Source organism: Aeromonas sp. FDAARGOS 1410, from assembly GCF_019048745.1.
In the GTDB taxonomy this organism is placed as follows: domain Bacteria; phylum Pseudomonadota; class Gammaproteobacteria; order Enterobacterales; family Aeromonadaceae; genus Aeromonas; species Aeromonas jandaei.
In genome coordinates this window covers 1637945-1663959 of record NZ_CP077401.1, presented here as the reverse complement: position 1 = coordinate 1663959, position 26015 = coordinate 1637945, and the positions used below count along the sequence as shown (strand labels likewise).

Annotated in this window: 19 protein-coding genes; 8 read left to right on the top strand and 11 right to left on the bottom strand. The window is 61.7% G+C overall.

Annotated elements, in window-relative coordinates; translation table 11 throughout:
* The first annotated feature begins 46 nt into the window (after positions 1-46).
* Entirely contained in the window at positions 47-1192 is a 1146-nt protein-coding gene (locus I6L40_RS08005) for a patatin-like phospholipase family protein (RefSeq protein ID WP_104015436.1), read from the top strand.
* Positions 1193-1198: 6 nt separating this feature from the next.
* On the opposite strand, the gene I6L40_RS08000 is transcribed toward I6L40_RS08005, so the two are convergent.
* Positions 1199-3151: a monovalent cation:proton antiporter family protein gene (locus I6L40_RS08000; protein ID WP_165791375.1), complete on the bottom strand. Its 1953-nt coding sequence runs from the start codon at positions 3149-3151 to the stop codon at positions 1199-1201.
* A 120-nt stretch (positions 3152-3271) separates the two neighbouring features.
* Between I6L40_RS08000 and I6L40_RS07995 the strand changes: the two genes are divergently transcribed.
* Entirely contained in the window at positions 3272-4174 is a 903-nt protein-coding gene (locus tag I6L40_RS07995; RefSeq protein WP_216995243.1) for a GGDEF domain-containing protein, read from the top strand.
* Positions 4175-4227: 53 nt separating this feature from the next.
* Here the strand turns inward: I6L40_RS07995 and tilS are convergent, their stop codons facing one another.
* On the bottom strand, positions 4228-5586 hold the full coding sequence (gene tilS / locus I6L40_RS07990) for a tRNA lysidine(34) synthetase TilS (protein WP_216995242.1): 1359 nt from the start codon (positions 5584-5586) through the stop codon (positions 4228-4230).
* Positions 5587-5807: 221 nt separating this feature from the next.
* On the opposite strand from tilS, the gene I6L40_RS07985 reads away from it, so the two are divergent.
* Positions 5808-7841, top strand: a complete 2034-nt coding sequence (locus I6L40_RS07985; protein ID WP_216995241.1) for a M13 family metallopeptidase — start codon at positions 5808-5810, stop codon at positions 7839-7841.
* 120 nt (positions 7842-7961) lie between these two features.
* Positions 7962-8399, top strand: coding sequence for a PliI family lysozyme inhibitor of I-type lysozyme (locus I6L40_RS07980; protein WP_005347855.1), 438 nt, complete (start codon positions 7962-7964; stop codon positions 8397-8399).
* 81 nt (positions 8400-8480) lie between these two features.
* Here the strand turns inward: I6L40_RS07980 and pdxY are convergent, their stop codons facing one another.
* The 7 genes from pdxY to I6L40_RS07945 form a co-directional block, all read right to left on the bottom strand.
* On the bottom strand, positions 8481-9344 hold the full coding sequence (gene pdxY, locus I6L40_RS07975) for a pyridoxal kinase PdxY (protein ID WP_216995240.1): 864 nt from the start codon (positions 9342-9344) through the stop codon (positions 8481-8483).
* Positions 9345-9415: 71 nt separating this feature from the next.
* Entirely contained in the window at positions 9416-11548 is a 2133-nt protein-coding gene (locus I6L40_RS07970) for a lysine decarboxylase CadA (RefSeq protein ID WP_043849356.1), read from the bottom strand.
* A gap of 77 nt (positions 11549-11625) precedes the next feature.
* Positions 11626-12960 carry a cadaverine/lysine antiporter gene (gene cadB / locus I6L40_RS07965; protein ID WP_041208134.1) on the bottom strand — a complete coding sequence of 445 codons (1335 nt, stop codon included), beginning with the start codon at positions 12958-12960 and terminating at the stop codon, positions 11626-11628.
* A gap of 143 nt (positions 12961-13103) precedes the next feature.
* Complete coding sequence (locus I6L40_RS07960; RefSeq protein ID WP_216995239.1) at positions 13104-13358, bottom strand: hypothetical protein; 255 nt, start codon at positions 13356-13358, stop codon at positions 13104-13106.
* Positions 13359-13763: 405 nt separating this feature from the next.
* A complete protein-coding gene (gene cadC, locus I6L40_RS07955) occupies positions 13764-15296 on the bottom strand; it encodes a lysine decarboxylation/transport transcriptional activator CadC (RefSeq protein ID WP_216995238.1) in 1533 nt (510 codons plus the stop codon).
* A 373-nt stretch (positions 15297-15669) separates the two neighbouring features.
* Positions 15670-16947, bottom strand: coding sequence for an L-methionine/branched-chain amino acid transporter (yjeH, locus tag I6L40_RS07950; RefSeq protein WP_216995237.1), 1278 nt, complete (start codon positions 16945-16947; stop codon positions 15670-15672).
* A gap of 101 nt (positions 16948-17048) precedes the next feature.
* The gene (locus I6L40_RS07945) at positions 17049-17948 is read right to left on the bottom strand and encodes a LysR family transcriptional regulator (RefSeq protein ID WP_216995236.1); all 900 of its coding nucleotides are present in this window, start codon (positions 17946-17948) and stop codon (positions 17049-17051) included.
* Positions 17949-18104: 156 nt separating this feature from the next.
* On the opposite strand from I6L40_RS07945, the gene I6L40_RS07940 reads away from it, so the two are divergent.
* Together I6L40_RS07940 and I6L40_RS07935 are read left to right on the top strand one after the other, a co-directional pair.
* On the top strand, positions 18105-19127 hold the full coding sequence (locus I6L40_RS07940) for an MBL fold metallo-hydrolase (protein ID WP_216995235.1): 1023 nt from the start codon (positions 18105-18107) through the stop codon (positions 19125-19127).
* 91 nt (positions 19128-19218) lie between these two features.
* Positions 19219-19938: an ABC transporter substrate-binding protein gene (locus I6L40_RS07935; protein WP_216995234.1), complete on the top strand. Its 720-nt coding sequence runs from the start codon at positions 19219-19221 to the stop codon at positions 19936-19938.
* A 91-nt stretch (positions 19939-20029) separates the two neighbouring features.
* Here the strand turns inward: I6L40_RS07935 and I6L40_RS07930 are convergent, their stop codons facing one another.
* Complete coding sequence (locus I6L40_RS07930; RefSeq protein ID WP_216995233.1) at positions 20030-21322, bottom strand: HAAAP family serine/threonine permease; 1293 nt, start codon at positions 21320-21322, stop codon at positions 20030-20032.
* A 494-nt stretch (positions 21323-21816) separates the two neighbouring features.
* On the opposite strand from I6L40_RS07930, the gene I6L40_RS07925 reads away from it, so the two are divergent.
* Together I6L40_RS07925 and I6L40_RS07920 are read left to right on the top strand one after the other, a co-directional pair.
* Positions 21817-22755: a LysR family transcriptional regulator gene (locus tag I6L40_RS07925; RefSeq protein WP_042032866.1), complete on the top strand. Its 939-nt coding sequence runs from the start codon at positions 21817-21819 to the stop codon at positions 22753-22755.
* A 73-nt stretch (positions 22756-22828) separates the two neighbouring features.
* Positions 22829-24241, top strand: coding sequence for an MATE family efflux transporter (locus tag I6L40_RS07920; protein ID WP_216995232.1), 1413 nt, complete (start codon positions 22829-22831; stop codon positions 24239-24241).
* Positions 24242-24327: 86 nt separating this feature from the next.
* On the opposite strand, the gene alsS is transcribed toward I6L40_RS07920, so the two are convergent.
* On the bottom strand, positions 24328-25998 hold the full coding sequence (gene alsS / locus I6L40_RS07915) for an acetolactate synthase AlsS (protein WP_042032863.1): 1671 nt from the start codon (positions 25996-25998) through the stop codon (positions 24328-24330).
* Between the last annotated feature and the right edge of the window lie 17 nt (positions 25999-26015).

Sequence of the window (26015 nt, the reverse complement as noted above, 5' to 3'; positions counted from 1 at the left end):
TTGTCAGTGGGAGCATCCTTGTCAGAACACTATAAGGCGCCAGCATATGGCCAGACCCAATACAGCGTTGTTGCTCACCGGAGGCGGAGCGCGCGCCGCCTATCAGGTCGGTGCCCTCAAAGCCGTGGCGGAGCTCTATCCGCGCAATCTCGGCATCCCCTTTCCCATTCTGTGCGGCACCTCGGCCGGGGCCATCAACGTCACCGCGCTCGCCTGCTACGCCTCCAGCTTTCATCTGGGGGTGCGCAAGCTGGAGTGGGTCTGGCGCCGCTTCGAAACCCACCACATCTTTGATTTTCACCCAGGGCGCCTGCTGTGGCGACTGATGTACGAAGGCTCGGCCGGCCTCATCAATCCTGACACCAACCATGCCTTTCATCTGTTTGACAACGCGCCGCTGCGCCGCCTGCTGGATCAGCTCATCGACTATCACCGCATCGATGACAACATCCTCTACGGCAGTCTGGAGGCGCTCGCCATCACGGCATCCGATTACGACGACGGCCTCTCCACCACCTTCTTTCAGGGGCGGGCCGACCACCATCCCTGGGAGCGAGCCAGACGGCGCGGGGTGCGCACCCTGCTCACCTCGGATCATCTGCTCGCCTCCTCGGCGCTCCCCTTTGTCTTTCCGGCGACCCATATCGGCGACAAGTTCTACGGCGACGGCTCCATCCATCAGCTGAGCCCGCTCAGTCCTGCCATCCATCTGGGGGCGGAGCGGATCCTGCTGATCACGCTCGATCCACCGGCGCACTCGGCACCCACTCACCACCATGGCCACCTCACCAGCTCCAATATCGCCAGCCATCTGCTCGATACCGTCTTTACCGACACCCTCAACTCCGATCTGGAGCGGCTGTGGCGCATCAACCAGACTCTTGACCTGATTCCGGAGCGGGAGCGCAATCGCCTCAAGCTGAAGCGGGTGGAGACCTGCGTGCTCAAGCCAAGCGAAGATCTCGATGCCATCGCGCTGGCCTATCTGCGCAAGCTGCCGGTGCAGTTACGCCGCCTGTTGCGCGTGTTGGGGGTGAAGGGGGATGAGACCAGCAGTCTGGCCAGCTTTTTGATGTTTTATCCGGGCTACTGCCAGCAGCTGATCAAGCTGGGCTATCGGGACACCCTGAGGGAGCAGGCCCGGGTAGTCGACTTTCTCGGTATCGAGCCTCAGCCGAGGGAGAGAGAGTAACCCTTCTCAGCGCCCCTCCAGCAGGCGCTGCTCCGCCTGCTCGATGGCGACCGCGGTACCAAACAGGATCAGCCGATCACCAGCCTGAAGGGTCAGCTCATCCCGAGGCTCCAGCATCTGATCGCCACGCTGAACCTCCTTGATCCTCACCTCATCCAGCGGCAGCTCCCGCACTTCGCGCCCCACAGCCCACGCCTGATCATGCAGCATCAATGGGTGGAGGCGCTCCAGCAGCTGATCAGCTTCCAGATTGTTGGCGCTCTGATCCCCCCAGTAGAAGCCGTGCAGAAAGCGATACTGGCTGCTGCGCTCATGCTCCATGCGCCGGATCACCCGCCCGAGGGGAATATCGCAATTGACCAGCAGATGGGAGACCAGCATCAGGGCCCCCTCCTGAGACTCCGGGATCACCTCAAACGCCCCCGCCTGCTTGTACTGCTCGAGAAAGCTGTCATCCCGGGTGCGTACCAGCACCTTGAGCTCCCCCGCCAGCTCGCGGATCAACGCCAGCATCGCCTCCACCCGCTTGCGATCGTCAAAGGTGATGATAACCAGCCGGGCCCGCAACAGGCCGGCCGCCAGCAGGATGTCACGCCGGCTGGCATCGCCAAAGGCCACCTGCTCCCCCGCCTGCTTTGCCTCGCTCACCCGCTCGGGGTCAAGGTCGAGCGCCAGAAACGGGATCTCCTCGAGCTTGAGAAAACGGGCGCAGGTCTGCCCCGCCCGGCCAAACCCGGCGATGATGACGTGCTGGCTCTTGCTGAGCCCCGACTGGGCGACTTCGGAGCGGGTCAACAGCGCCGGGTCGGTCAGACTGCGGGCCAGCGAGTGGGCCTGAGTCACCAGCCAGGGGGTCATGGCGATGGAGATGATGCCGATGCCGATCAGCCGGGAGACCAGTTGCGGATCCAGCAGGCCGTGGTGGAGTGCCAGCGCCAGCAGCACAAAGCCGAATTCCCCCACCTGGCTCAACATGATGCCGGCCGCCATGCTGTCGCGCTTGCGCTCTCCCATCAGCCGGCCGGCCAGCAGCACCAGCAGGGATTTGCAGAGCACCAGCACCACCACGCAGAGCAACACCTGCCACCAGGCCTGTGCCACCAGCACCCAGTCCATGTTCATCCCGATGGTGATGAAAAAGAGCCCCATCAGCACGTCGCGAAAGGGCTTGATGTCCACCTCAAGCTGATGGCGATAGTGGGACTCCCCCAGCATCATGCCGGCCAGAAAGGCCCCCAGCGCCATCGAAAGACCGAGCGAATAGGTCATGAAAGCGGCCAGTAGCGCCACCAGCAGGGCGCTCAGCACGAACAGTTCATCAGAGCGGGCCCGCGCCACCTCGTGAAACAGCAGCGGCAACAACCACTTGCCCACCGCCAGCAGGCTCAGGAGGGCGAAGAGCCCCTTGAGAATCGCCCAGGCGATCTCGGCAGCCAGCGCGCTGCCCTGCACCTGTGGCTCGGCCAGAATGGGGATCATCACCAGCAGGGGCACCACCGCCAGATCCTGAAACAGCAGCACACTCACCCCCAACTGGGCACGACGGGTGTGGAGCTGCTTCTGCTCGCCCAGCTGCTTGATCACCACCGCCGTCGAGGAGAGCGCCAGCGTGCCCCCCACCACCAGCGCCTGCGCCAGACTCAGCCCCAGATGCCAGCCAAACCAGAAGAAGAGCAGCGAGGTGAGCAGCACCTGCAAGCCGCCTACTCCCAACACCAGATAGCGCATAGCCAGCAGCTTGGGGAGGGAGAACTCCAGCCCCAGCGAGAACATCAGAAAGACGATCCCGAGCTCGGCGATAGTCTGCATGATCGACTGGCCGGTGATCACCGCCAGCCCGTGCGGGCCCAGAAGTACGCCGGCAATCAGGTAGGCGAGGATCACCGGCAAGCCGAAGCGTCGGAAAATTGCCACCAGCAGGACGGCGGCGAAGAGCAGGATCAGCAGGTCTGTGTACAAATTTTCCCCTCCTTTTTATCAACTTAAGTCTAGTCAGCCGATCCTTGGCTCAGGAAACATATATTGGGCATGCCAATTGCAGGTGAAGGGGAGCAGTCAAGTGGTTACAGGTGGAAGACCATGGAAAACAGATCGTCACTCAATGGCTTTAGCCATGGCATCGAGCAGTGGGTTCGCCAGATGGAGCGGCTCACGCCCTTGCCCAGCGTAGAACGCAATCAGTTGCTGGAGCAGTTGCTGGGGCAGCACGAGCTCGGCGGCCTGCTGGCAACTTTTGCCGATCAAGCGGCAAAAATTGTCAGGATCCACAGTCTCTATATGGACGGTAGCCACCCCCATGTGCTGATCCAGCACCCGCCGATGGCCACCCTCAACCTGCACAGCTACCTGTTCGAGCTGCGCGGCCAGCATGAGCAGCTGCTCGGCCAGCTCCACTACGAGCTGGAACACCCGCTCAGCGGCAGCCAGCAGCGTGTGCTGCTGCAGTACCATCAGCTGCTCAGCCTGTTGCTGCCCCTCTACATGCGACTGGAGAAACTGGATCAGCAGGTGCGCCTCGATCACCTGACCGGCCTTGGCAACCGCTCCTATTTTGACGAAGCCATTGGCCGCGCCATCGAGCAGCACAGCCGCGAGCCCCATGGTCTGGTGCTGGTGCTGCTGGATCTCGACCGCTTCAAGCAGATCAACGACACCTGGGGCCACCCGGTCGGGGATCTGGTGCTGAGTCGCTTCGCCCAGCTGCTCAAGGGGTGCATCCGCAGTACGGATCAGGCCTTCCGGCTCGGGGGAGATGAGTTCGCCCTGCTGCTGCAACCGGCCGAACCCGAGGCGTGGCGTCCGGTCTGGCTGCGCCTGCAACACATGCTGATGACCAACAAGGAACTCAGCACCTTCTCGGTCGGTTGCAGTCTGGGGGCCGCCAGCTGGCAATCAGGCGTCAGTGTACAAGCTCTTTACGAGGCGGCAGACAGCCACCTCTACGCCCGCAAAAAAGCCGGCAAAGCCGGCCTCGCGGAATAACCGGGTACTCTTCTTTGCTCCGGCACATGCAGCCATGTGACCGGAGCCCTTTTTTATTCAGGTTCCTGCTCAGGCAACAGCAACCCCCCTTGCGTTGGCAACCATTGACATGAAAGCCCCTCCTGCTCTGCCATAAATCCGTCGCAGACAAAGAATCCGACCACAGCCGCAACCTGCTCGCCATAGTAGAGGATAGGGATCCGCCCCCGCTGCCACGAAGGAACGCCGTACTCTTGCAGCAGCTTCTTCAAGCGGCGGCTGCCACCGCGTCCCACCGGCTTCAGCATGGCACCCGGCACCACACCAAAGCGCACCGACAGGGGCTCCTGTGGCCGGGGCAAACGCAGCAACCCCTCTCCCGCTTGCTCCATACGCACCACCAGCTCACCCAATCCATCCGGCAGGGTCAGCGGCTCGCCCGGCGTCAACGGCAACACCTGATGGCAAGGTTGCAGATCCGGGGCAACCAGATAGAGGCGATCCTGAAAACGGCGGCAACTCAGGCCGCCCCAGTTGAGCTGCGGATTGGCATCGGGCCGCGCCAGCGCTACCTCCTGCCACAGCCGGGCAAGCTGCTCGCGCGATGGCATCTCCCCCCCCTGACGGCGGATCCAGTAGCGCAGCAGGTTGTTGCGCCGGGTCGGCGAGAGGGCATGCAGCGGGCCGATATGGAGTGCCTCCCCCTCGCCGGCCAGCTGCCAGTCGCTCTCGGCCAGTTCGTCCAGCAGCGCCTCCTGCTCGGCGCACAGCGCCATGCTGCGGACGGCGGTGCGGGCAATGGCAGGCCAGCGCGCCTTGAGCCGGGGGATAAGCTGCTGGCGCAGAAAATTGCGGTCATAACTCACATCATGATTGCTCTCATCCTCGACCCAACCATAAGGCAGGGTGGCGGCAACTTCGGCCAGCTCGGCCCGGCTGATATCGAGCAGCGGCCGCAGCAGCAGACCGCCAGCAAAGGGCTGGCTTGGCAAGATGCCGGCCAGACCGCGCAGACCGGCGCCGCGCTTGAGGGCCAGCAGCAGAGTCTCCAGCTGATCGTCCTGATGGTGGGCGGTGAGCAGCCACTCTCCCTCCGTCATGTGCGCCATCAGCTGCTGGTAGCGGGCGGTGCGTGCCTGCGCTTCCAGACTCTCACCATTGCCGCGGGCAAGGGTTACCCGCTCGACAATGAGCGGCACCGCCAGCTGCTGGCAGACCGACTCGCAGTGAGCCACCCACTCGTCGGCATGGGGGCTGAGACCGTGGTGCACGTGCAGCGCCCGAAGCGGCAAGCCGTGCTCACGGGCAAACTGCGCTGCCAGCACCAGCAGCAGGGTGGAGTCGAGGCCACCGCTGAAGGCCACCAACAGGCGAGTGGAACCTTCCGGTTCTGGCAGAGTCTGACAAAAGCGAGAATAAAGATGAGAAATCATAGGCTTCCCCAAAACGGACCGGCCGATCTTAGCAGAGTCGCGGCTGGCAAGCTGCACTGTGGCGACTAGGGGCTCGTTCGGGAGCATTCATCCTGACGACGCCGCTTGCGCCGGCACGGCAACCCACCCTAGAGTAGGGCTCGCCTGCGCAGACCCGAAAGTCACCAGTTCAGAAGAGACGCAGGCAGGGAAGCAAACAACCCGATGTGGAATCAGATCCCATGAACAACAAGAAAAGCATTCTGGCCGGCCTTATCGGGCTGGCCCTGTTGGCTGGTTGCAGCCAGGCGCCCGAGAGCGCGCCGAAACACTCCGGACTGGCGCTGGCCAATATGGATACCCGGGTCAAACCCGGTGATGACTTCTTCCGCTACGTCAACGGCAAGTGGCTCGCCACCGCCAAGATCCCCGATGATCGCCCCGCCGACGGCGCCTTCTACATGCTGCGGGACAAATCCCTCGCCGATGTGCGGGTACTGGTCGAGGGGCTGGCCCATCAGCAAGCCGCCACCGGCACGCCGACCCAGCAGATCCGCGATCTCTACGCCAGTTATCTGGATCAGGCTGGCCGCGACGCCAAGGGGCTCACCCCGCTGGCACCGGCGCTAGCCGACATCGACCGGATCGGTGATCAGGCGGCACTGGCCCGCGCCTTTGCCCAAAGTGGCCGCATGGGCGGCGGCGCACCGTTCGGCATCTGGATCGATGCCGATGCCAAGGCGCCGGATCGCTATGCGGTCTACCTCTATCAGGGCGGGCTGGGGCTGCCGGATCGCGATTACTATCTCAAGCAGGATCCCGACAGTCAGGCGCTGCGCCAGAAGTACCAGCAACATATCGCCGCCATGCTGAGCCGCCTCGGTGAGTCTGACCCGAGCGGCAAGGCCAAGCGGATTCTGGCCCTCGAAACCCGGCTCGCCACCATCCAGTGGGACAACGTCGCGCTGCGGGATCGGGAGAAGAACTACAACAAACGCCCCGCCAGCGAGCTGGCACGCCTTGCCCCTCACCTCGACTGGCTGGCCTATCTCGATGCGGCCGGCATTGCCGCCCAGCCGGATCTCGTCATCGGTCAGCCGACCTATCTGAGCGCGCTGGATCAGGTTGTGGCCCAGACCCCCATCGCCGACTGGCAGGCCTACCTCAAGTGGCAGCTGCTGACCGACTACGCCCCCTATCTCGACAGCGAGACCGACCGGGCCAACTTCGCCTTCTACGGCACCACGTTGAGCGGCACGCCCAAGCAGCGAGCCAGCTGGGAGCGTGGACTGGGGGTGTTGAACGATCATCTGGGTGAAGCGGTTGGCCAGCTCTATGTGGCCCGCTACTTCCCGCCTGCGGCCAAGGAGCGGATGGAGCAGCTGGTGGAGAACCTGCGCACCGCCTATCGCCAGAGCATCGAAGAGCTCGACTGGATGTCGCCGGAGACCAAGACCCAGGCACTCGAGAAGCTGGCCAAGTTCCGACCCAAGATCGGCTATCCGGACAAGTGGAAGGATTACAGCGCCATCGCCATCAAACCGGACGATCTGGTGGGCAACCTGCAGCGCTCGCAAGCCTTCGAGTATGCCGACAATCTGGCTCGCCTCGGCAAGCCGGTCGATCGGGACGAGTGGCACATGTCGCCCCAGACGGTGAATGCCTACTACAACCCGAGCAACAACGAGATCGTCTTCCCGGCGGCCATTTTGCAGCCCCCCTTCTTCGACATGACAGCGGATGACGCAGTCAACTACGGCGCCATCGGCGGGGTCATTGGCCACGAGATGGGCCACGGTTTTGATGATCAGGGGGCCAAATCCGACGGTGACGGCATGATGCGCGACTGGTGGACACCGCAGGATCTCAAGGAGTTCCGCTTCCGCACCAGCCGGTTGGTGGCCCAATACAACCGCTTCGAGCCCATCAACGGCCAGTTCGTCAACGGCCAGTTCACCCTGGGCGAAAACATCGGCGATCTGGGCGGCCTCACCATCGCCCACAAGGCCTACGAGCTGTCGCTGGATGGCAAGGAGGCGCCGGTGCTGGATGGCTTTACCGGCGAGCAGCGCTTCTTCCTCGGCTGGGCGCAGGTGTGGAAAGGGATGTATCGTCCCGAGCTGATGCAGATGCTGCTGCGCTCCGACCCCCACTCGCCGCCCGAGTACCGGGTCAACGGCGTGGTGCCGAACATTCCCGCCTTCTACGAGGCATTCAACATCCAGCCGGGGGACAAGCTCTATCTGCCGCCCCAGAAACGGGTGAAGATCTGGTAATGCACGCCTCTTGTGAGGCATAACAGAGGGGCGGATGCCATGTGTCGGCACCGCCCCATCTCCATACGTTGACGTCAGTGAACGGCCCTGCCGCTCACCGCAGTAACAAGGGTAACGCCTATGAAAACCTTGCTGATGACACTCGGTCTGCTCACTCTGCCCTTGACCGGCCAGGCAGCGGAGAGCTTCTTCAAACAGCTGACACTCCCCTCCGGTCAGGTGATCACTGTGGCCGAAGGACGCGGTGAACCCGCCTCCATCGGCAGCTACGATGTGCGCCTCTACTCCGGCGCCAATCCCCAGTTCCCGCTGGATCAGTTCATCGACGGCAAGGTGCTGCCGCGCGATGGCTCCATCAAGGAGCTGAAATTGCTGGATCTCAACGGTGACAAGCAGCCCGAGCTGGTGGTCATCATGGAGAGCGCCGGCAGCGGCAGCTACCTGAGCGCCGACGCCTTTACCATCAGTGCGCAGGAGGGGCTCGACACCTTCAACCATGTCGAGGGACTCGGCCCCAAGGAGGATGTGATCGAGGCGCTCAAGGATCCCAAGGATTAAGGCGCAACTGCCCCACATCCTTCAGAAATAGAAAAAGCCCTGACCAGCAGGGCTTTTTTGTATCCAGAATCGGCGACGCCTCTACTCAAGGCGAGTGGCCCGGGTTCGCACCAGCGGCAGCGCCATTTCGTGCTGGGCCGCCACCAGTTGCAGCTCGTAGGCCCCCGTCAGCCAGGTGCGAGCCAGCACCGCATCGACACTGGCGTTGGTGCGCTCGAACGCCACCACGGGAGTGAAACCGGCCAGCAGATTGGCCAGCATGGTGGCGCTTAGCAGATCCCCGACCCCGATGGGGTGGCGGGCAAAAGGGTAGAGCGGACGCGAGAGGTGAAACGCCCCCTCCTCGCACACCAGCAGCATCTCGAACCGGTCCATGGCAAAGCCGGCCTTGCCCAGATGTTTCACCAGCACCATCTTGACCCCCTGCTCCCGCAGTTGCTGGCACACCGCCAGCGCCTGCGAGACATTGCCGATATCGCGACCGGTCAGCTGCTCCAGCTCCAGCAGGTTGGGGGCCAGCATGTCGGCATGGGGCAAGGCCCGCTCCCGAAAAAAGTCGGTGACGCCGGGCGCCACTATGCACCCCTTGTCCGGGTGACCCATCACGGGATCGCAGAAGTAGAGGGCGCCGGGATTGCACGCCTTGAGCCGGGCCACCGCTGCCAGGATCTCCTCCCCCTGCTCGGCCGAGCCGAGATAGCCGCTGAGCAGCGCATCGCACTGGGCCAGCACGCCAATCTCCGCCAGCCCATCCACCAGCTGGGCGATATGGCCCGCCGGCATCACCATCCCCTGCCACCCCTCACTGTACTGGGTGTGGTTGGAGAACTGCACCGTGTTCATCGGCCACACCTCGATGCCGAGGCGACGCATGGGAAAGACGGCGGCACTGTTGCCGGCACAGCCAAAGACCACATGGGATTGAATGGAGAGCACTCGCTTCATGATGACTCACGCAAGAAAAGAGAAATTCCGGAGGGAAAAACGGGCCTTGCGGCCCGTTGTTGTCACTGTGATTAACGCAGCACCTTGACGGTGTAGCTGCCATCGGCCTGACGATAGAGGCCATGGATGTCGGTCTCGAAGCCCGGGTAGTGGGCACCGATCTCGCACAGCATCTCGAGGAACTCGAGCACCGGCAGAGAATCCTGGGTCACCATCTCGCCCGGCAGAACCAGCGGTACTCCCGGCGGGTACGGCAGGATCATGTTGGCGCTGATGCGGTCAACCATGTCACGCAGCGGCACTTCCACCACGTTGCCGGCCAGCTCTTGCTGCCATGCGGCGTGCGGAGTCATCTTCATCTCCGGCAGTACGTCGAACGCCTTGAACATCAGCTCCGGCAGACGGTACTTGCTGGTCAGCTCATGAATGCGCTGCGCCAGCTCCTGGATACGCATCCCTTCGTAGAAGCTCGGGTCTTCACGATAGAGGCTCGGCAGGATGCTCTTGATGGTCAGGTTCAGGTCGTAGCCACGCTTGAACTCGGTCAGGGCACGCAGCAGCTGCATCGCCTTGGACTGATCGATACCGATGGAGAAGAGGAACAGCATGTTGTAGGGGCCGGTCTTCTCGACCACGATGCCGCGCTCGTCCAGGAACTTGGAGACCAGAGAGGCAGGGATGCCCTTCTCCAGCAGCTGGCCGTCACGGCCCATACCCGGAGTCAGCAGAGTGACCTTGATCGGATCCAGGTACATGTGGTTGTCATCGATGTCCTTGAAGCCGTGCCAGTCATCTTTCGGATCCAGCTTCCAGCACTCGACGGTGTCGATGTTGTCCGGCTGCCATACGTCGAAGAACCAGCCTTCGCTCTGATCACGCAGACGCTTGATCTCTTTGCGGAAGGAGATGGCGCGATCGATGGAGTCCTTGATCAGACGCTTGCCGGTGTTGCCACGCATCATGGCAGCAGAGATCTCGGTAGAGGCCACGATGCCGTACTGCGGCGAGGTGGAGGTGTGCATCATGAAGGCTTCGTTGAAGGTCTCTTCCTCCACGTCACCCTTGATGTGGATCATCGAGGCCTGGGAGAAGGCCGCCAGCAGCTTGTGGGTGGACTGGGTTTCGTAGAACACCTTGCCCGGCATCGCTTCACCGCTCATGCCGCACTTGCCTTCATAGATCGGGCTGAAGTTGGTGTAAGGCACCCAGGCACTGTCGAAGTGGATGTAAGGAGTATCCAGACTCTCCTTGATGAAGCCGGTGTTGTAGAGCAGGCCATCATAGGTGGAGTTGGTGACTACGGCGTAACGGGGAGCCTGGGCACCCGGTGTCGCGGCAACCTTGGCAGCGATGGTCTCGCGGCTGAATTCGCTCTGCGGGATACCACCCAGAATGCCGTAGGCGTTGCGGGTCGGACGGAAGTAGATCGGCGTCACGTCGTTCATCATCATCAGGTGAGTGAGCGACTTGTGGCAGTTACGGTCAACCAGCACTGTGCTGCCGGCCGGCGCGGAGTACATGCCGACGATCTTGTTGGCAGTGGAGGTGCCGTTGGTAACGATATAGGAGCGATCGGCGTTGAAGGTACGGGCGATGTACTCTTCGGCTTCCTTGTGCGGACCTGAGTGATCCAGCAGGGAGCCCAGCTCCGGCATGGAGATGGAGACGTCAGCCTTGAACGCGTTCGGGCCGTAGAAGTCATAGAAGATGCTGCCGGCCGGGCTCATCTGGAAGGCGGTACCGCCCATGTGACCCGGAGTACAGAAGGTGTATTTACCCTCTTCCACGTACTTGAACAGTGCCTTGGTGAACGGCGGCAGGATGGCGTCCTGATACTCCTGAGTGGCCTGACCCATCTTGAGGGCGATGTCGTCAGCCATGCCGAGACGGTACTCGAAGAAGTGCACGTTCAGACGCAGGTCGGTCAGGTGAATGTCTAGGGTGGACTGGTCGTTGGCGAAGGCGAAGATCGGCAGCTTCTCGTTGCGATCGTGGATCTCCTTGCACAGACCCAGGGAGTATTTGTCCCAGTCGAAGATGGCGCCGCAAACGCGGGGGTTCTTCTCAATCAGTTTCAGCAGGTCGGCGACGTCGACCGGATATACAACCTCGAAACCCTTGCGCTCGAGGGAGGCTTGCAGCTGGCGAATGGGTTCTTCTTTAAAGAAAACGCCGAGGTGGTTGAGGATGGCAATGATATTCATCGTAATGCTCCACACGTAAAGGGGCGCTCTCCATCAGGGATGGTGAGTGAAGAGCGCTCGGAAGATAAAAGGGGAAATCAGTTGCTGGGTTGTTCGTTCAGCAGGGCATCGTGCTGACGCAGACCCAGTTTTTTGGCGTAGAACATCAGGATGATGAGCGACACCACGAAGGTAGCTGTGAGGTTGGAACCCTTGGCACCCATCAGGGCTACCAGACAGAAGACGCAGGCCACACCGGAGAAGATCATGGCGCCGATGCTGCGGGAGGTCATGCCTTCAAAACGGATCAGGTTAATGCTGGAGTAGAAGTAGGGCAGCATGGTCAGCAGCACCGCATCTGTGGTCAGCACGTTGAAGAGATCGGCAGCGTGGGCGGACTGGGAGGTGAAGGCGGTCAGGCCAATCATCAGGGCAGTCATCTTCAGGGAGCCCAGGATCAGACCCTTCTTGGCCACGCCGTTCTTGTCCACTTCGCCGTAGATTTTCGGGAAGTTGCCGTCGTTGGCGGCACGCTTGCCCGCCTCGCCCACCAGCATCATCCAGGAACCGAGCGAGGTGAAGCAGGCCAGGGCGGTGAAGGCAGAGACGAACGGAGCAGACCAGCTACCGAAGATAGCAGAAGAGGCCATGGCAAACGGGGCGCCGGAAGCAGCCACTTCACCGGCCGGGAACATGCCGCTGATCACCTGGGTAGAGAGGATGTAGATAACACCCGCGATACCGGTACCCAGCATGGTGGCGAGCGGTACGGTGCGCTTCGGATTCTTCACCATGCCGGAAGAGACGGCGGCAGATTCAACACCGACGAAGGACCAGAGGCAGATCAGCACGGCGCTGATGACCGCATGCAGGTCGCTGCCACTGGTGGTGTTCCAGTTCTGGCTGTAGACGGCGCTGTCAAAGTGAGTCCAGCCTACCAGAGCGGTACCCACCACCGGCAGCAGGATCAGTACCAGACCCAGAGTACAGAGTCGGCTCACCCAGCTACCGCCCAGCAGGTTGACAAAGGTGAAAATCCAGACGGCGGCGATGGTGGCTGCAGCGGCCGGGATCGGGCTGTTGAGAATGGGGAAGAAGACCGAAAGGTAGGAGACGCCGGTAATGGCGATGGCCAGGTTACCGATCCAGTTGGCGTGGTAGTAGAGCACACCGGTCTGGAAACCGAATACCGGAGAGATTTCACCGGCGTAGGCAATGGGGCCACCCTCTTGCGGGTTCTTGGTAGCGAGGCGGGCGAAAACGAAGGCGAGGCCCATGGCGCCTACCAGACAGATAGCCCAGCTGAATACAGAAATGGAACCTATGTTGGCCAGTGCCGAAGGCAGCAGTGCGATACCGCTCCCCATCATGTTGCCGGCCACTACACCTGTACAGGCGATAAGGCCGATCTTCTTGCTCGTATCTAGGGACATAAGATCTCCGGGTCTTTAAAAAGGTCGGGTCGTCACATACACAGTTGGCACAACGTCCGGCCAACGAATGGGCACAGACTAGGCCTCTCGTCCCCGAAAAACATAAGGAGCAGCTAACGGATAAAAATATGAGGCAACTTTTTTCACCCTCCTCGCCAACTCGATAAAAAACCTTTAAAAACAGTAAATTGATGATGACCAACCGAGCTTTCTTGATAAAACCTTGATATCCGGCAGCCCGGTTTTTTCGCCTTGATAACCCCTTTATCTCGCCGTCTTGATATTTTCCCCGCGATAACCCCGGGATAAAGGGGCTCGCACAGGACCTTCCCGCTCTCGCCTACCCTGTCCATCTCATCGACCCGGCCAATCCCATCGCCATAAGCACTATCCGGCATGCACTTCACTCTCTCCTTTCATGGCTGCCGCTCCTCAGATGAAGGTGCATCTGCCTGCTCAATGCACTGTTGGCAACCCGTGCGGCGCCAAGGCCACACACGCTAAAAGACGTAATCGGAAGAAGTTCGCTCCGGCTGGGCATAGCTGGAGGCACGGGAATTCAGGAACGCAGGAATGCAGGAATGCAGGAAATGGATGATGCGAAGAAACGACTAGAACCAACGGTGTACCCGGCACGGTTCGCCGGAAGATCACCCTGGGTAGCTCACCACGATATGGCTTGCAGATAACCTCTTTCAGGAGTCGCAAGCCCGATGAAAAGCGGCCAGAAACGGCTCAGGCCACCCGAAGGTGGCCTGAGCGAAGGGCCGGATGTCATGCCGGCAGCAACAAAGGGCGCGGAATTAGAAGAGCTTCACCTTGCTCTGACCCAGTGCATCGAACAGCGCCGGGGTGAGGGTCTCCATATTGCTGTAGAAACCGAGCTGCTGGCAGAGCAGATAGGTCTGCTCGGTCGCCTCCATCAGAAAAGCCTGACTGTAGGCGTCCCCCGCCTCTTCCGGACGGCCATCCAGCTCCGCCAGCTTGCCCTGCAGTATGTAATAGAGCACCGAGCGGCCGCGTTTTGCCGCCTGATCCAGCAGATAGTTGGCCTGCTGCTGCTCGCTGTTGAGCACCGCCTGCAGCGCCAGCGCCTCCCACACCCGGGATGGCAGGGCACCGCCATTTTGCACCACGCGGGCGAGATGGGTTCCCACCTCCTGCAGCCGCTCGCTCTCGGACTTGCCAGCCAGGGTAGCCAGCACCTCACCGGCCAGATAGCGCTCCGCCAGCAGCAACGGCTGATCAGGCTGGAGCGCCAGCGCCTCTTCGAGCAGCTCGATACCGCGCTTGAGGGCGACCGGATCCCGGCTGTTGGTGTAGTAGTGAGCCTCCATCATCGCCATCAGGGAGGCGTCATCGGTGGGCCACCCCATGCCCGGTTCGGCATCCGGCTGGTCGAGGGCGCGCAGCAGATCCTGACTGCTCTCCTGCAGCACGCCGTGCACGTTGTGGCGACTGAGCTGGTACTGATGGCTGAACAGCACCCGGTTGGTGTTGATATTGCGGTACTCCAGATCGAGATAGGTGCCGCGCGGCTGGCGCGAGACCCGCACGCTCAGCTCCTTGCCGGGCATGATGCCTCCCATCAGAGTGGTGGCACCATACTGCACCCGCAGTGGCGTCGCCGCCGCCACCTCGGCCATCAGGGCGCGAGTGATGCCGTCGGCAAGGCGGACGTTCTCGTTGTTGTCATCCATGCCGGAGTGGAAACGGAACACCAGCAGGTTGGGATCCAGCATGGAGTGCACCTGTGGTGCCGTGTGCTGGTAACTGAGCAGGCTGACAATGGCAACCAGAATGACGGCCACGAAGATATCGAAACTCACCATCTTCCAGCGGCTGCGGGCATCCTTGGCATGGTTGGAGATGGCTCGGGTCAGGGGCCCGGCGGGAAAAGGGGCAACATTGGAGAGTGGCTCATCCTCAGCGGGCGGACTGAGGTCGGAGAGGGTCGGATTGAGCTGGGAATTGGCAGAGGAGACCGCATGCTCCTCGGCAGAAACCAGCTCCTGCTGCGGCCGTACCGGCGCAACCAGCTTGTAGCCACGCTTGGGCACGGTGACGATATAGTCGGTCGCATCGGTGCGACCATCTTTGAGGATCTTGCGCAGTTCGAAGATGGACTGGGTCACTACCTGATCGGTCACCTCGGCGCCATCCCACACCTCGTTGATCAGGGCATCGCGACCAAACACGGTGCCGGCATTGCGGGCCAGAAACCGCAACAGGTTGACCAGCCGGGGTTCGAGGTAGACCTCGCGGTCGGGACGGCAGAGCGTGTTGTCGTCAACGCTCAGGGTCCAGTCATGGATCTCAAAAACCGATTCGCTCATGATTCACTCGCAGCAGATGGAGACAATGCTCGATGAGAGTGACGCAGGACCTGGGCTGACTGAACGGAACGAAGCGCTGTCACGCAAGGGCGACAGAGAAGAAGAGAACCGAAGCAGTAACATCTCTGTGAGCCAGTCTGGCCAGGCCATCCTGTTGACGTCTGAAGGGCATCCTTGCGGGCATTCCGGGCTGAGCCGGAAAAGAGTCACTTTAAGCAAAACGAGAGCCGGATCCCACTTTTTTTGCCGACAAATCACCGATGAGTTGATCCAACAGGGGGATTTTGGCAAAAAGCGCGCTGACTTATGACCCATATGAGCATCCATTATGCCCATATCAAAAAGCCCCGCACTGCGGGGCTTTTTCCGGGAGCTACTTGATGGCGCAAATATCGTCAGAGGTCAGCAGGCGGCGTCTGCGCCGCCACAACGAGAAGCCGCCGTAGCCAAGAGTGAGCACCACCGCATAGAGCACCTGAGTGGCGAGCGCCACCAGCACCAGAGCACAGAGCAGCACACTCACCCCCGCCAGCCCCTTGCCCACCCCGCCGAGCAGGCGCCAGCCCGCCGCCATGCAGAGCAGGTAGACCAGCACGAAGTTGCCGTTGGCATAGCGGATCAGCTCATCGAGCGGCAGTCGCAGCCAGATGATCAGGGTGATGCAGAGCAGACAGATGGCGAGCACCAGTCCTAGCGCCCGCAGCGGTGCGCCGCGCGCGGTGAGCACGGCCAGCGAAGCGGGCAGCTTGCCTTCCCGCGCCATGCTCCAGATCAGCCGGGCAAAGCCCTGAATGTAGATGTTGATGCTGGCAAAACAGGAGAGGTAGCCGAGCACCGCCACCAGCCACTTGGCGGTGGGGCCGAACAGCAGCGCCAGCAGGGAGGGGATCGCAGTGGCGTTTTTCGCCTCATCGCCGTAGAGGCCATATTTGAGCACCACCAGCGAGTGGATCCAGTAGATAAGCCCCGCCAGCAACACCCCGCCAAGCAGGGCGATGGGGTAATCCCGCTCCGGCCGCTTGAACTCCTCCCCCATATGGGCGAAGGCTTCCAGCCCGACGAAACACCAGAACATCACCGCCAGCGCGGTGGCCATGGCGGGCCACTCGTCCGCCGTCGGCAGCGGCCGGGCCGCATCGCGCCAGCTCACCTCCCCCTTGAACCAGATAAGCAGGGTGAGCCCCAAAATGGCCAGCGCGATCAGCAATTGCAGGTTGCCGGAGGAGCGCGCCCCGCGCAGCCCCAGCAGAAAGACCCCGAGCAGGGTCAGCAGCTGGATGGCCCAGAGGGTCCACTCCCCCATATCGAACAGGGCGTGCCAGAAACCGGCGGCAATCATCAGGGCGGCGGGCAGACCCACCGGCAGCACTGCCAGAAAGAGGAAGGCGGAGAAGCGCTCGGCGCCGTTGCCAAAGGCGAGGCCGATGAGGTGCGGAGCGCCGCCCGCGTGGGGATAGCGGCGGCCGAGGCGGGCGAAGGTAAAAGCGATGGGCAGCACCAACGCAATCAGCAGCAACCAGGCCCAGAGCGAGGCCCCGCCCGCCAGCGAGGCGGCGGTCGCCGGTACCACGAAGATCCCGGTACCGAGCAGCGAGGTGGCGAGCAGCCCCATCCCCTGCCAAAGCCCGAGATCCTTTTTCAACCCAGACATATCCTTTTGTCCTGACTAAAAAAACATCCCGCCATGTTAGGCCTGCCCCGCCCCTTTGTTAAGTACGATGGTTAAGCGCGGTGGCGAAAATATGCAGCCTTTTATTCAGGCTCGGGCTCAGCTTGCAGGGATTCGGCCAGAAAATCCCCCAGCAGGGTGATCTTGAGCACCTGCCGCCGCGCCGCCGGATAGATGAAGTAGAGGGTCTTGGCCGGGCTCTGATAGTTGCCAAGCAGCGGCAGCAGACGTCCCGCAGCGATATGGTCACGCACCTGTTCGGCGGGCTGCAAGGTGATGCCGGCCCCCGAAAGCGCCGCCGTCAGCAGCGCCGGCCAGTGGTTGATGCGCAGGCGCGAGGCGACCCGCACCTCCTCGCTCTGGCCATCCTCGCCGACAAACTGCCAGCGCTCGTGCTCGCCCCAGTTGCCGTGCAGACACTGGTGGCGGGCGAGATCGGCCGGATGACGGGGCACCCCGTGACGATTGAGGTAGTCGGGGGCCGCGCAGAGCCGGTAGTGCTGGGTCAGCAATGGGCGGGCAATGAGCGCCTCATCCTGCGGGCGCAGGGTACGGATGGCGGCGTCAAACCCCTCCTCCACCAGATCGACCCAGCGCGGGGTAAGCTGCAGATCCACCTCCAGCTTGGGGTAGCGGTCGAGAAAAGCGGGCAGCAGCGGCACCAGCCGGTGGTGGCCAAAACTGAGGGGGGCGGCGATACGCAGCCGTCCGGCCGGCTCGGCCAGCAGATTCTGGGTGAGTGACTCGGTCAGAGCCAGCTCCTCCAGCACCCGCTGGCAACGAGCGAGAAAGAGCTGGCCCAGTTCGGTCAGGGTCTGCTGGCGGGTGGTCTTGTGAAACAGCTTGCCCCCCAGCCACTGCTCCAGCCCCAGCACATGCTTGCCCACCATCTGGGCGCTAATTCCCTCCTCGCTCGCCACCGCGCTGTAGGAGCCGAGATCCACTACCCGGGTGAAGATACGCATGCTGGTCAATCGGTCCACAACCCCTCCTTTTTGCCCGTTTCAAGGCCGTTTGGCCCGCGACAAGGGCTCCAATTCACAACCAAAAGTTTAGTAAGAAATGATTTTTAGCCAATTTATCGCACTTTTGGTTACCAATATAGTGACCAGCAACGCCACCAAACAGGACATATCCCCATGAAAAGCACCTATCTGGCCGCCCTGCTGGTCGGTCTGCTGGCCACCGGTGTCAGCCAGGCGGCCGAAAGCAGCTTTATCAGCAACCTCGATCACGCCCCGGCCACAGCAACTCAAGCCCGGCCCGATATCTTCCGGGTCAGCCTGCTCGGCACCGGCACCCCGGTGCCCCAGATCAGCCGCGGCGGCTACAGCACCCTGGTCGAGGCGGGCAACCAGAAGCTGGTGTTCGATTTTGGCCGCAACTCCGCCACCCGCCTGTGGCAGCTGCATATCCCCATCGGCCGGGTCAACGCCTTCTTCCTCACCCACTTCCACTCGGATCACACCAACGGACTGGCGGATCTCTGGCTGACCGGCTGGCTGCAACCGGCCTATGGCCAGCGCCACGCACCGATGGAGCTTTACGGGCCCAAGGGCACCGATGCCCTGGCTCACGGCCTGCAGCAGGCCTACGCCACCGATATCGCTACCCGGGTCAAGGATGAGGGGACGCCGCTCGACGGGGTGAAGATCAACAGCCACGAGGTGACTGCCGGGGTGGTCTACGACCGGGATGGGGTCAAGGTGACCGCCTTTGACAACGACCACGGGGTCAACATCAAGCCGTCGTTTGGCTATCGCATCGACTACCACGGCCACAGCGTGGTGCTCTCCGGCGATACCCGCTACAGCCCGCAGGTGGTGAAAGAGGCCAAGGGGGCCGATCTGCTGGTGCACTGTGTCTCCATGACCTCGGCCGAGCAGATGCAGGCCAACCCGGGCTACAAGGCGATTGCCGGTCACCTCGCCTCCCCCGAGCAGGCTGCCCGCGTTCTGAACGAAGCCAGACCGGACCTGACCGTGTTCAGCCACATCGGGCTCAACGGCAAGATCACGGTGAAAGATCTGGCGCAGGATCTACGTGCCCGCTACACGGGCCCCTTCGTCATCGGCAATGACCTGATGCAGATTGACCTGCCCACCACGCCGTCCGGCAAGGGCTACGCCCTCTGGCAGGCGGAGAATATCGACAACAAATAGGTGACATGGATGCCGATCAGTCATGACCGGCATCCGCAATCGGCACCACAGGGCTATCTTTAAGAGGTGTTTGACCACAAGGAGTTATCTCATGAGTCTGAAATGGAAGCACCTCGCCCTGGCCACCCTTCCCCTGCTCGGCATGACAGCCGCTCAGGCGGCGCAGTTGACCAGCCTTGAATGGCCCCCCTACACCAGTGCCAGTCTGCCTGAACAGGGCAAGACCAGTCAGGTGGTGACCGCGGCCTTTGCCCTGGCCGGCGACCCGCTGACCATCAAGTTCTACCCCTGGCAGCGCGCGGTGGACGAGGCAACCAACAACCCCGAGGTGCTGGGCTACTTCCCCGAGTATCTCGATCCCAAGAGCAGCTGCCTCTTCTCCGATCCCATCGGCCACGGCCCCCTCGGCTTTGCCCAGCGGGCCGATCAGCCGGTGAGCTGGCAGAGTCTGGACGACCTGAAGGGCAAGAAGATCGGGGTCGTCACCGGTTACGTCAACACCACCGAGTTTGACCAGAAGGTGGCCAACAAGGCGCTCTCGGCCGATGCCACCAGCTCGGATAGCCAGAACCTGCTCAAGCTCGGCAACGGCCGGCTCGATCTGGCGGTCATCGACCAGAACGTGATGACCTATCTGCTGGAGAGCGATCCCCACCTCAAGGGGGTCGCCGCCAACCTCGCTTTCAACAGCAAGATCCTCGAAGACAAGTCGCTCCACGTCTGCTTTACCAACTCCGCCAAGGGCAAGGAGGCGCGGGACAAATTCAACAAGGCGCTGGCCAGCGACGAGGTGAAGAAGCTGATGAAGTAGCGATACCGCATCCGCTCACCGCCCCAAACAGCCATAAAAAAAGCCGCCTCTTGCGAGGCGGCTTTTTCATTCAACAGATTGACCGGAGTTATCAGGCAATCAGCTTGTAGATGATACCGGACATGGCGATCAGGCCGATGATGGTCACGAAGCCGTTGCTGATGTTGCCAGCGTATTTGCGCATGGCCGGAACCTTGGCGATGGCGTACATCGGCATCAGGAACAGCAGCATTGCGATGATCGGGCCGCCCAGATCTTCGATCATGCCGAGGATGCTCGGGTTGATGGTAGCGATGGCCCAGGTGGTCAGGATCATGAAGATCGCGGTCACTTTGTTCAGCTGCTTGACGTCAACGTTCTTGCCCTTTTCACGCAGGGACTTGGCCATCAGGCCGTTCATGCCCTCTTGCGCACCCAGGTAGTGGCCCAGGAAGGATTTGCTGATAGCAACCATGGCGATCAGCGGAGCCACAGTGGCGATAACCGGGTTGTCGAAGTGGTTGGCCAGATAGGACAGGATGGAGATGTTCTGTTCTTTGGCAGCAGCCAGGTCAGCCGGGGAGAGGCTCAGTACGCAGCTGAATACGAAGAACATAACGGTCATCACCATCATGACGTGGGCACCCAGCAGGATGTTGCTGCACTTCTTCTCGGCACCTTCACCGTAACGACCTTTGTTGTCCACCGCGAAGGAGGAGATGATCGGGGAGTGGTTGAAGGAGAACACCATTACCGGGATAGCCAGCCACAGGGTCTTGATGAAGTCGCCGTTGAAGGCATCACCCAGCGCCGGAGCTTCAGTGATGATGGCACCGTTCCAATGCGGGATCAGGTAGAGCGCCAGGCCCATCAGGGTGAGCACGAACGGGAATACCAGCACGCTCATCGCTTTGACGATAACCTGGCCGCCGAGGCGAACGATCGCCATCAGACCGAGGATCAGCGCCAGAGACAGGATGGCACGGGGAGGTGCAGTCATGCCCAGCTGGTGAACCATCAGGCTCTCGACGGTGTTGGTGATGGCTACTGAATACATCAGCAGGATCGGGTAGATGGCAAAGAAGTAGAGCAGAGTGATGAACTTGCCTGCGGTCTTGCCGAAGTGCTCTTCTACTACTTCAGTGATGTCGCCATCACGGGTAGAACCGGACAGCACGAAGCGGGTCAGGCCACGGTGGGCGAAGAAGGTCAGCGGCAGGGCCAGGATCAGCATGGCAACCAGCGGCCACAGGCCACCTACACCGGCGTTGATCGGCAGGAAGAGCACACCGGCACCGATTGCGGTACCGTACAGGCCCAGCATCCAGACCACATCGGCCTTGTTGATGCCACGAGCGGCGTTGCTGGCTACACGACCATCAGCTGCAATATTCATGTCAGACATAAGTTGTTCCTGTCATCTAGGAAAAATGGGATTCTTGTTCATTCGGGCCTTGGCCCGGTTCCATCTCCCTGGAACGCCTGCTCTTCTTCCCTGTAGCTCTCACGCCCCGGCAATCTGGTCATCACTCCATGTAACAACAAGAATGCAACAAACAACGGCATGAGTTTTTGACTCTGAGGGGGGACACCTGCTCGCCTTAACAACTCGACAACATGCGTCTCTCTCGATGGGGTGACTTTAATTAAATGACCTTATTAATCACAGCGTTTTTTTGAATTAATCAACCAAAGTTTGATTCGAGTCGCCTTTCGGACGACTAAGATCACACTCAAGGCGCCTTGTTGTGAGTTTTTTTTAACATTTAAAATTAGTTTCACTGGATTCAATGAATTTTGATGATTTACATTTTTAAAACAAACGACCATTTCCGGGTGGATTGTATGCAGCATCCCCTTGGCGTACCCTTGTGATTCACGCCTTTTTGTTGACTCAAGATGACCATAACCCGTACCGATCTCGCCGAACTGGCGGTGTTTGCCGCCGTCGCCCGCCACCGCAGTTTCAGCAAGGCCGCTCTCGAACTCGGCGTCTCCGCCTCCGCCATCAGCCACAGTCTGAAGGGGATGGAGGAGCGACTGGGGGTGCGGCTGCTCAACCGCAGTACCCGGGCCGTGGTGCCGACCGAAGCGGGCCAACGGCTGCTAAAGCAGCTGCTCCCCACCCTCAATACCCTGGAAGAGGCGCTCGCCGAGCTGGCCCGCAACAGCGATGAACCGGTGGGCAGGCTCAAGCTCTGCGCCCCGCGCAACGCCATCGACAGCCTGCTGGCACCGGTGCTCATCGACTATCTGGCCCGTTATCCGCGGATGCAGGTGGAGGTGGTGGAGCAGGAGCTGATGCCGCGCATGATCGAGGATGGCTTCGATGCCGCCCTCTTTTACGGGGATCTGCTGCCCAAGGAGATGATCGCCATTCCGCTCGGGCCGCCCCAGCGCTATCTGGTGGTGGGCTCTCCCGCCTATCTGGCGCAGAACGGCACGCCGGAGCACCCGAGCGAGCTGAGCCGCCACGCCTGCATCGGCTATCGCCTCACCCCGCACCACCACTACCGCTGGGCCTTTGCCGCCGATGGCAACCTGCTGGAGATAGAGGTAACCGGGCCGCTCACCACCAGCACGCCGGCCCTCTATCTGGGCGCTGCCGAGGCGGGGTTGGGGCTGGCCTACTGCCTTGAGGAGGAGGTGAGCCAGAAGGTTGCAGAGGGGAAACTCATCACGGTGCTGGAGCCCTGGAGCCCCACCTTTGCCGGCTTCTATCTCTTCTATCCGAGCCGCCATCAGCTTGGCAGCGGGCTGCGCATCCTGATCGACATGCTCAAGGCGCACTATCAAAACAGCGGATTACTGAGTAACACTCAGCAATTCATCAAGTAGAAACCGGATTATCACCAAAAAAGTATTAATCTAGACTAACTGTTCGATAACCGAGCACATCGAGAGAACAGATATGTCTGCCTACTTCACATTACGGCAACGGGCCATGACCCGTCGCTTCTGGGCCTATGCCCTCCCTTCGATCCTTGCCATGCTGGTGTCCGGTGCCTACTACCTGGTCGATGGCATCTTCGTCGGCCACTATGTGGGGGCGGCCGGTCTGGCCGGCATCAATCTGGTCTACCCGGTGATCATGGTGCTGCTCGGTCTGGCCGCCATGATCAGCATGGGTGCCGCCACCGGCATCTCCTACCAGCAGGGTGCCCGCAACTTCGCGCTGGCGCGCAAGACGCTGGTCAATGCCCTCTGGCTGCTGCTGGTGCTCGGTATTACCGCCCCCATCCTGCTCTATTACCTCCACACCGATATTCTGCTGGCACTCGGCATCGAGCAGGGTACCGAGACCTGGAAGCAGGCGAGCGACTATCTGCTCTGGATTGGTGGCGGTACCCTGCTGCTGGCGAGCAATCTGGCGGTGCCCTATCTGCTGCGCAACGACGGTCGCCCGAAACTGGCCATGGTGCTGGTAAGCAGCGGCGCCGTGCTCAACATCCTGCTCAACTACGTGATGGTGGCCAGACTGGGGCTGGGACTGATCGGTACCGCCCAGGCGACTCTGATGGCGGAAGGGGCGGTGAGCCTGATCGGCCTTGGCTACTTCTTTACCCCCTGGGCCCGGCTGCGCCTCGGTTGGCGCGACATGGTGCCGAGCCTGCCCACGGTGCCGAACCTGCTCTTTACCGGTCTGCCGAGCCTGATTGCCCAGTTCAACCTCGGCCTGCTGCTGATGCTGCACAACAGCCAGCTGATGGTGTATGGCAATGTGAAGGATCTCGCCGGCTTTACCGTGGCCGGTTACACCGAGGCGGTCTTCATCGTCATCCTGCAGGGGCTGGCCTTCGGCATTCAGCCGCTCATCAGCAAGGCGGCGGGGGCCAAGCGCAATCGCGACCTCAAGTATCTGATGGAGATGGGGCTCAAGTTCACCTTCATCTACGGCATGCTGGTCTGGATCACCATCCAGCTGCTGCCCCAGCAGGTAGCCATGCTCTATACCGGCGATGACGACCCCGAGCTGCTGGCCGCCGCCGTCAGCAGTCTGCTGCTCAATCTGGGCGCCATTCCGCTGGAGGGGATCATCATGTTCGGCATCGTGCTGCTGCAATCCATGGCCCGTACCCGTCAGGCGCTGGTCATCTCGATTGCCAAAACCTTGCTGCTGCTGCCGCTCATCTTCCTGCTGCCGCTGCTGTGGGGCCGTGATGGGGTACTGATGGCCCAGCCGGCCACCGTGCTGCTGCTCACCCTGCCGCTCTGCTGGCTGCTGTGGCGTGAATGGCTGCGCCTCAAGCGCGCCTGCGCCCCCACAATCAAGCGCCGCACCAAGCCGGCCAGGGCCGACGGGGCCATTCAGCTGGCTCGCTAAATTCTGCCTGAACCCTGCCTGCAATCGGCATAAAAAAACCGGCATCCCTGATGCCGGTTTTTTCATCTCTCAGCGCCCGAGCACACTCAAGCCATCACTTCCGGCCTGAGCTGAGCCATCAACCCGGGGTTGTCGCTGTAATCCACCGGAATGGCCACCACGGCCGGCCCCTCCACCGCCAGCGCGGCACGCAGGGTGGCGCGCAGCTCGTCGGCCGAGCGCACCGCAAAACCGGCCGCCCCGAACGACTCGGCGTAGCGCTTGAAGTCGATGGCACCGAACGACACGCCGGAGGTGCGGCAATACTTCTGCTGCTCCTGGATCGCTACCATGTTGTAGCCGTTATCGACCCAGATGATGTGGACGATATTGCTCTTGAGCCGTACCGCCGTCTCCAGCTCCATGCTCGACTGCATGAAGCTGCCATCCCCCGATACCGAGATCACCTTCTCCCCCGGCCGCACCAGCGCGGCGCCGATGGCCCACGGCAAGGCGACCCCCATGGTCTGCTGACCGTTGGAGATAAGCACCTGACGGGCGCGGAAGCTGTAAAGGTAGCGGGCGATCCAGATATGGAAGCTGCCCATGTCGACGCAGAGGGTCATGTCATCGCGCACCAGATCCTGCAGCTCGCGCACGATGCGCAACGGATGCACCGGCGTGCCGTGCAGATCGTCGGCCCGCATCGCCAGCCGCAGCCGCTGCTGGCGCACCCCTTGCAGCAGGCGATCCACCTCGGGGATGCGCAGCTTGGGCGACCCCATGCGGCGGGTCAGTTGCAGCAGGTTGGCGCGGATCGACCCCAGCAGCTCCGCCGCCGGGCAGTAGCAGCTGTCGATATCGGCGGGCAGCACATCGATATGGAGGATGCGACGCACCCGGTCGCCATTCCACAGCACGGGGTCGTACTCGATGGGGCTGTAGCCGATGGCGATCACCAGATCGGCCCCCGCCAGCAGCTGATCCCCCGGCTGGTTGTTAAACAGCCCCACCCGCCCGGCGAAGTCATCGAAGTGGCAACTGTCGACCACCCCGGCCGCCTGATAGGTACCGGTCACCGGCAGCCGCGCCTTGTCAAGGAAGGCGCGCACCGCTTCGGCGTTCTCGGGCCGGCTCGCCATCAGGCCGAGCAGCACCACCGGATTGTCCGCCTCGCGAATGAGCTCGAGCGCCTGGGTCATGCTCGCCTCGTCGGCGGCGCCGGGCTCCGGCATCTCGCGCGGCACCAGCACCTCCCCCTGCACCGGCTTGTTGATGATGTCCATCGGCAGGCTGACAAAGGCAGCACCCGGGCGGCCAAACTCGGCGGCGCGAAAGGCGTTGGCCATCACCTCGGAGAGGGCCGCCCCGCTGTTGACCTGAGCGCTGAACTTGGTCACCGGACGGCAGAGGTTGACCGTATCCATGCTCTGGTGGGTGAGCTTGAGGCAGTCGGCGCGGCGCACCGCACCGCCCAGCGCCACCATGGGGTCCCCCTCCGAGGTGGCGGTCGCCAGCCCGGTAATAAGGTTGGAGCAACCGGGGCCCGAGGTGACCAGCGCCACCCCCGCTTTGCCGGTCAGGCGCCCCACCGCGGCGGCCATAAAGGCGGCGTTGGCCTCGTGGCGCACCACTATGGTCTCGATGGGGGAGTCCTCCAGCGCATCGAACACCCGGTCAATCTTGGCACCGGGAATACCGAACACCTGCTTGACCCCCTGCGCCTCCAGATGGCGCACCACCAGCTCGGCGCCGCACTTCCACTGTCTGTTTTCCATGATATTGCTCCTTCTAT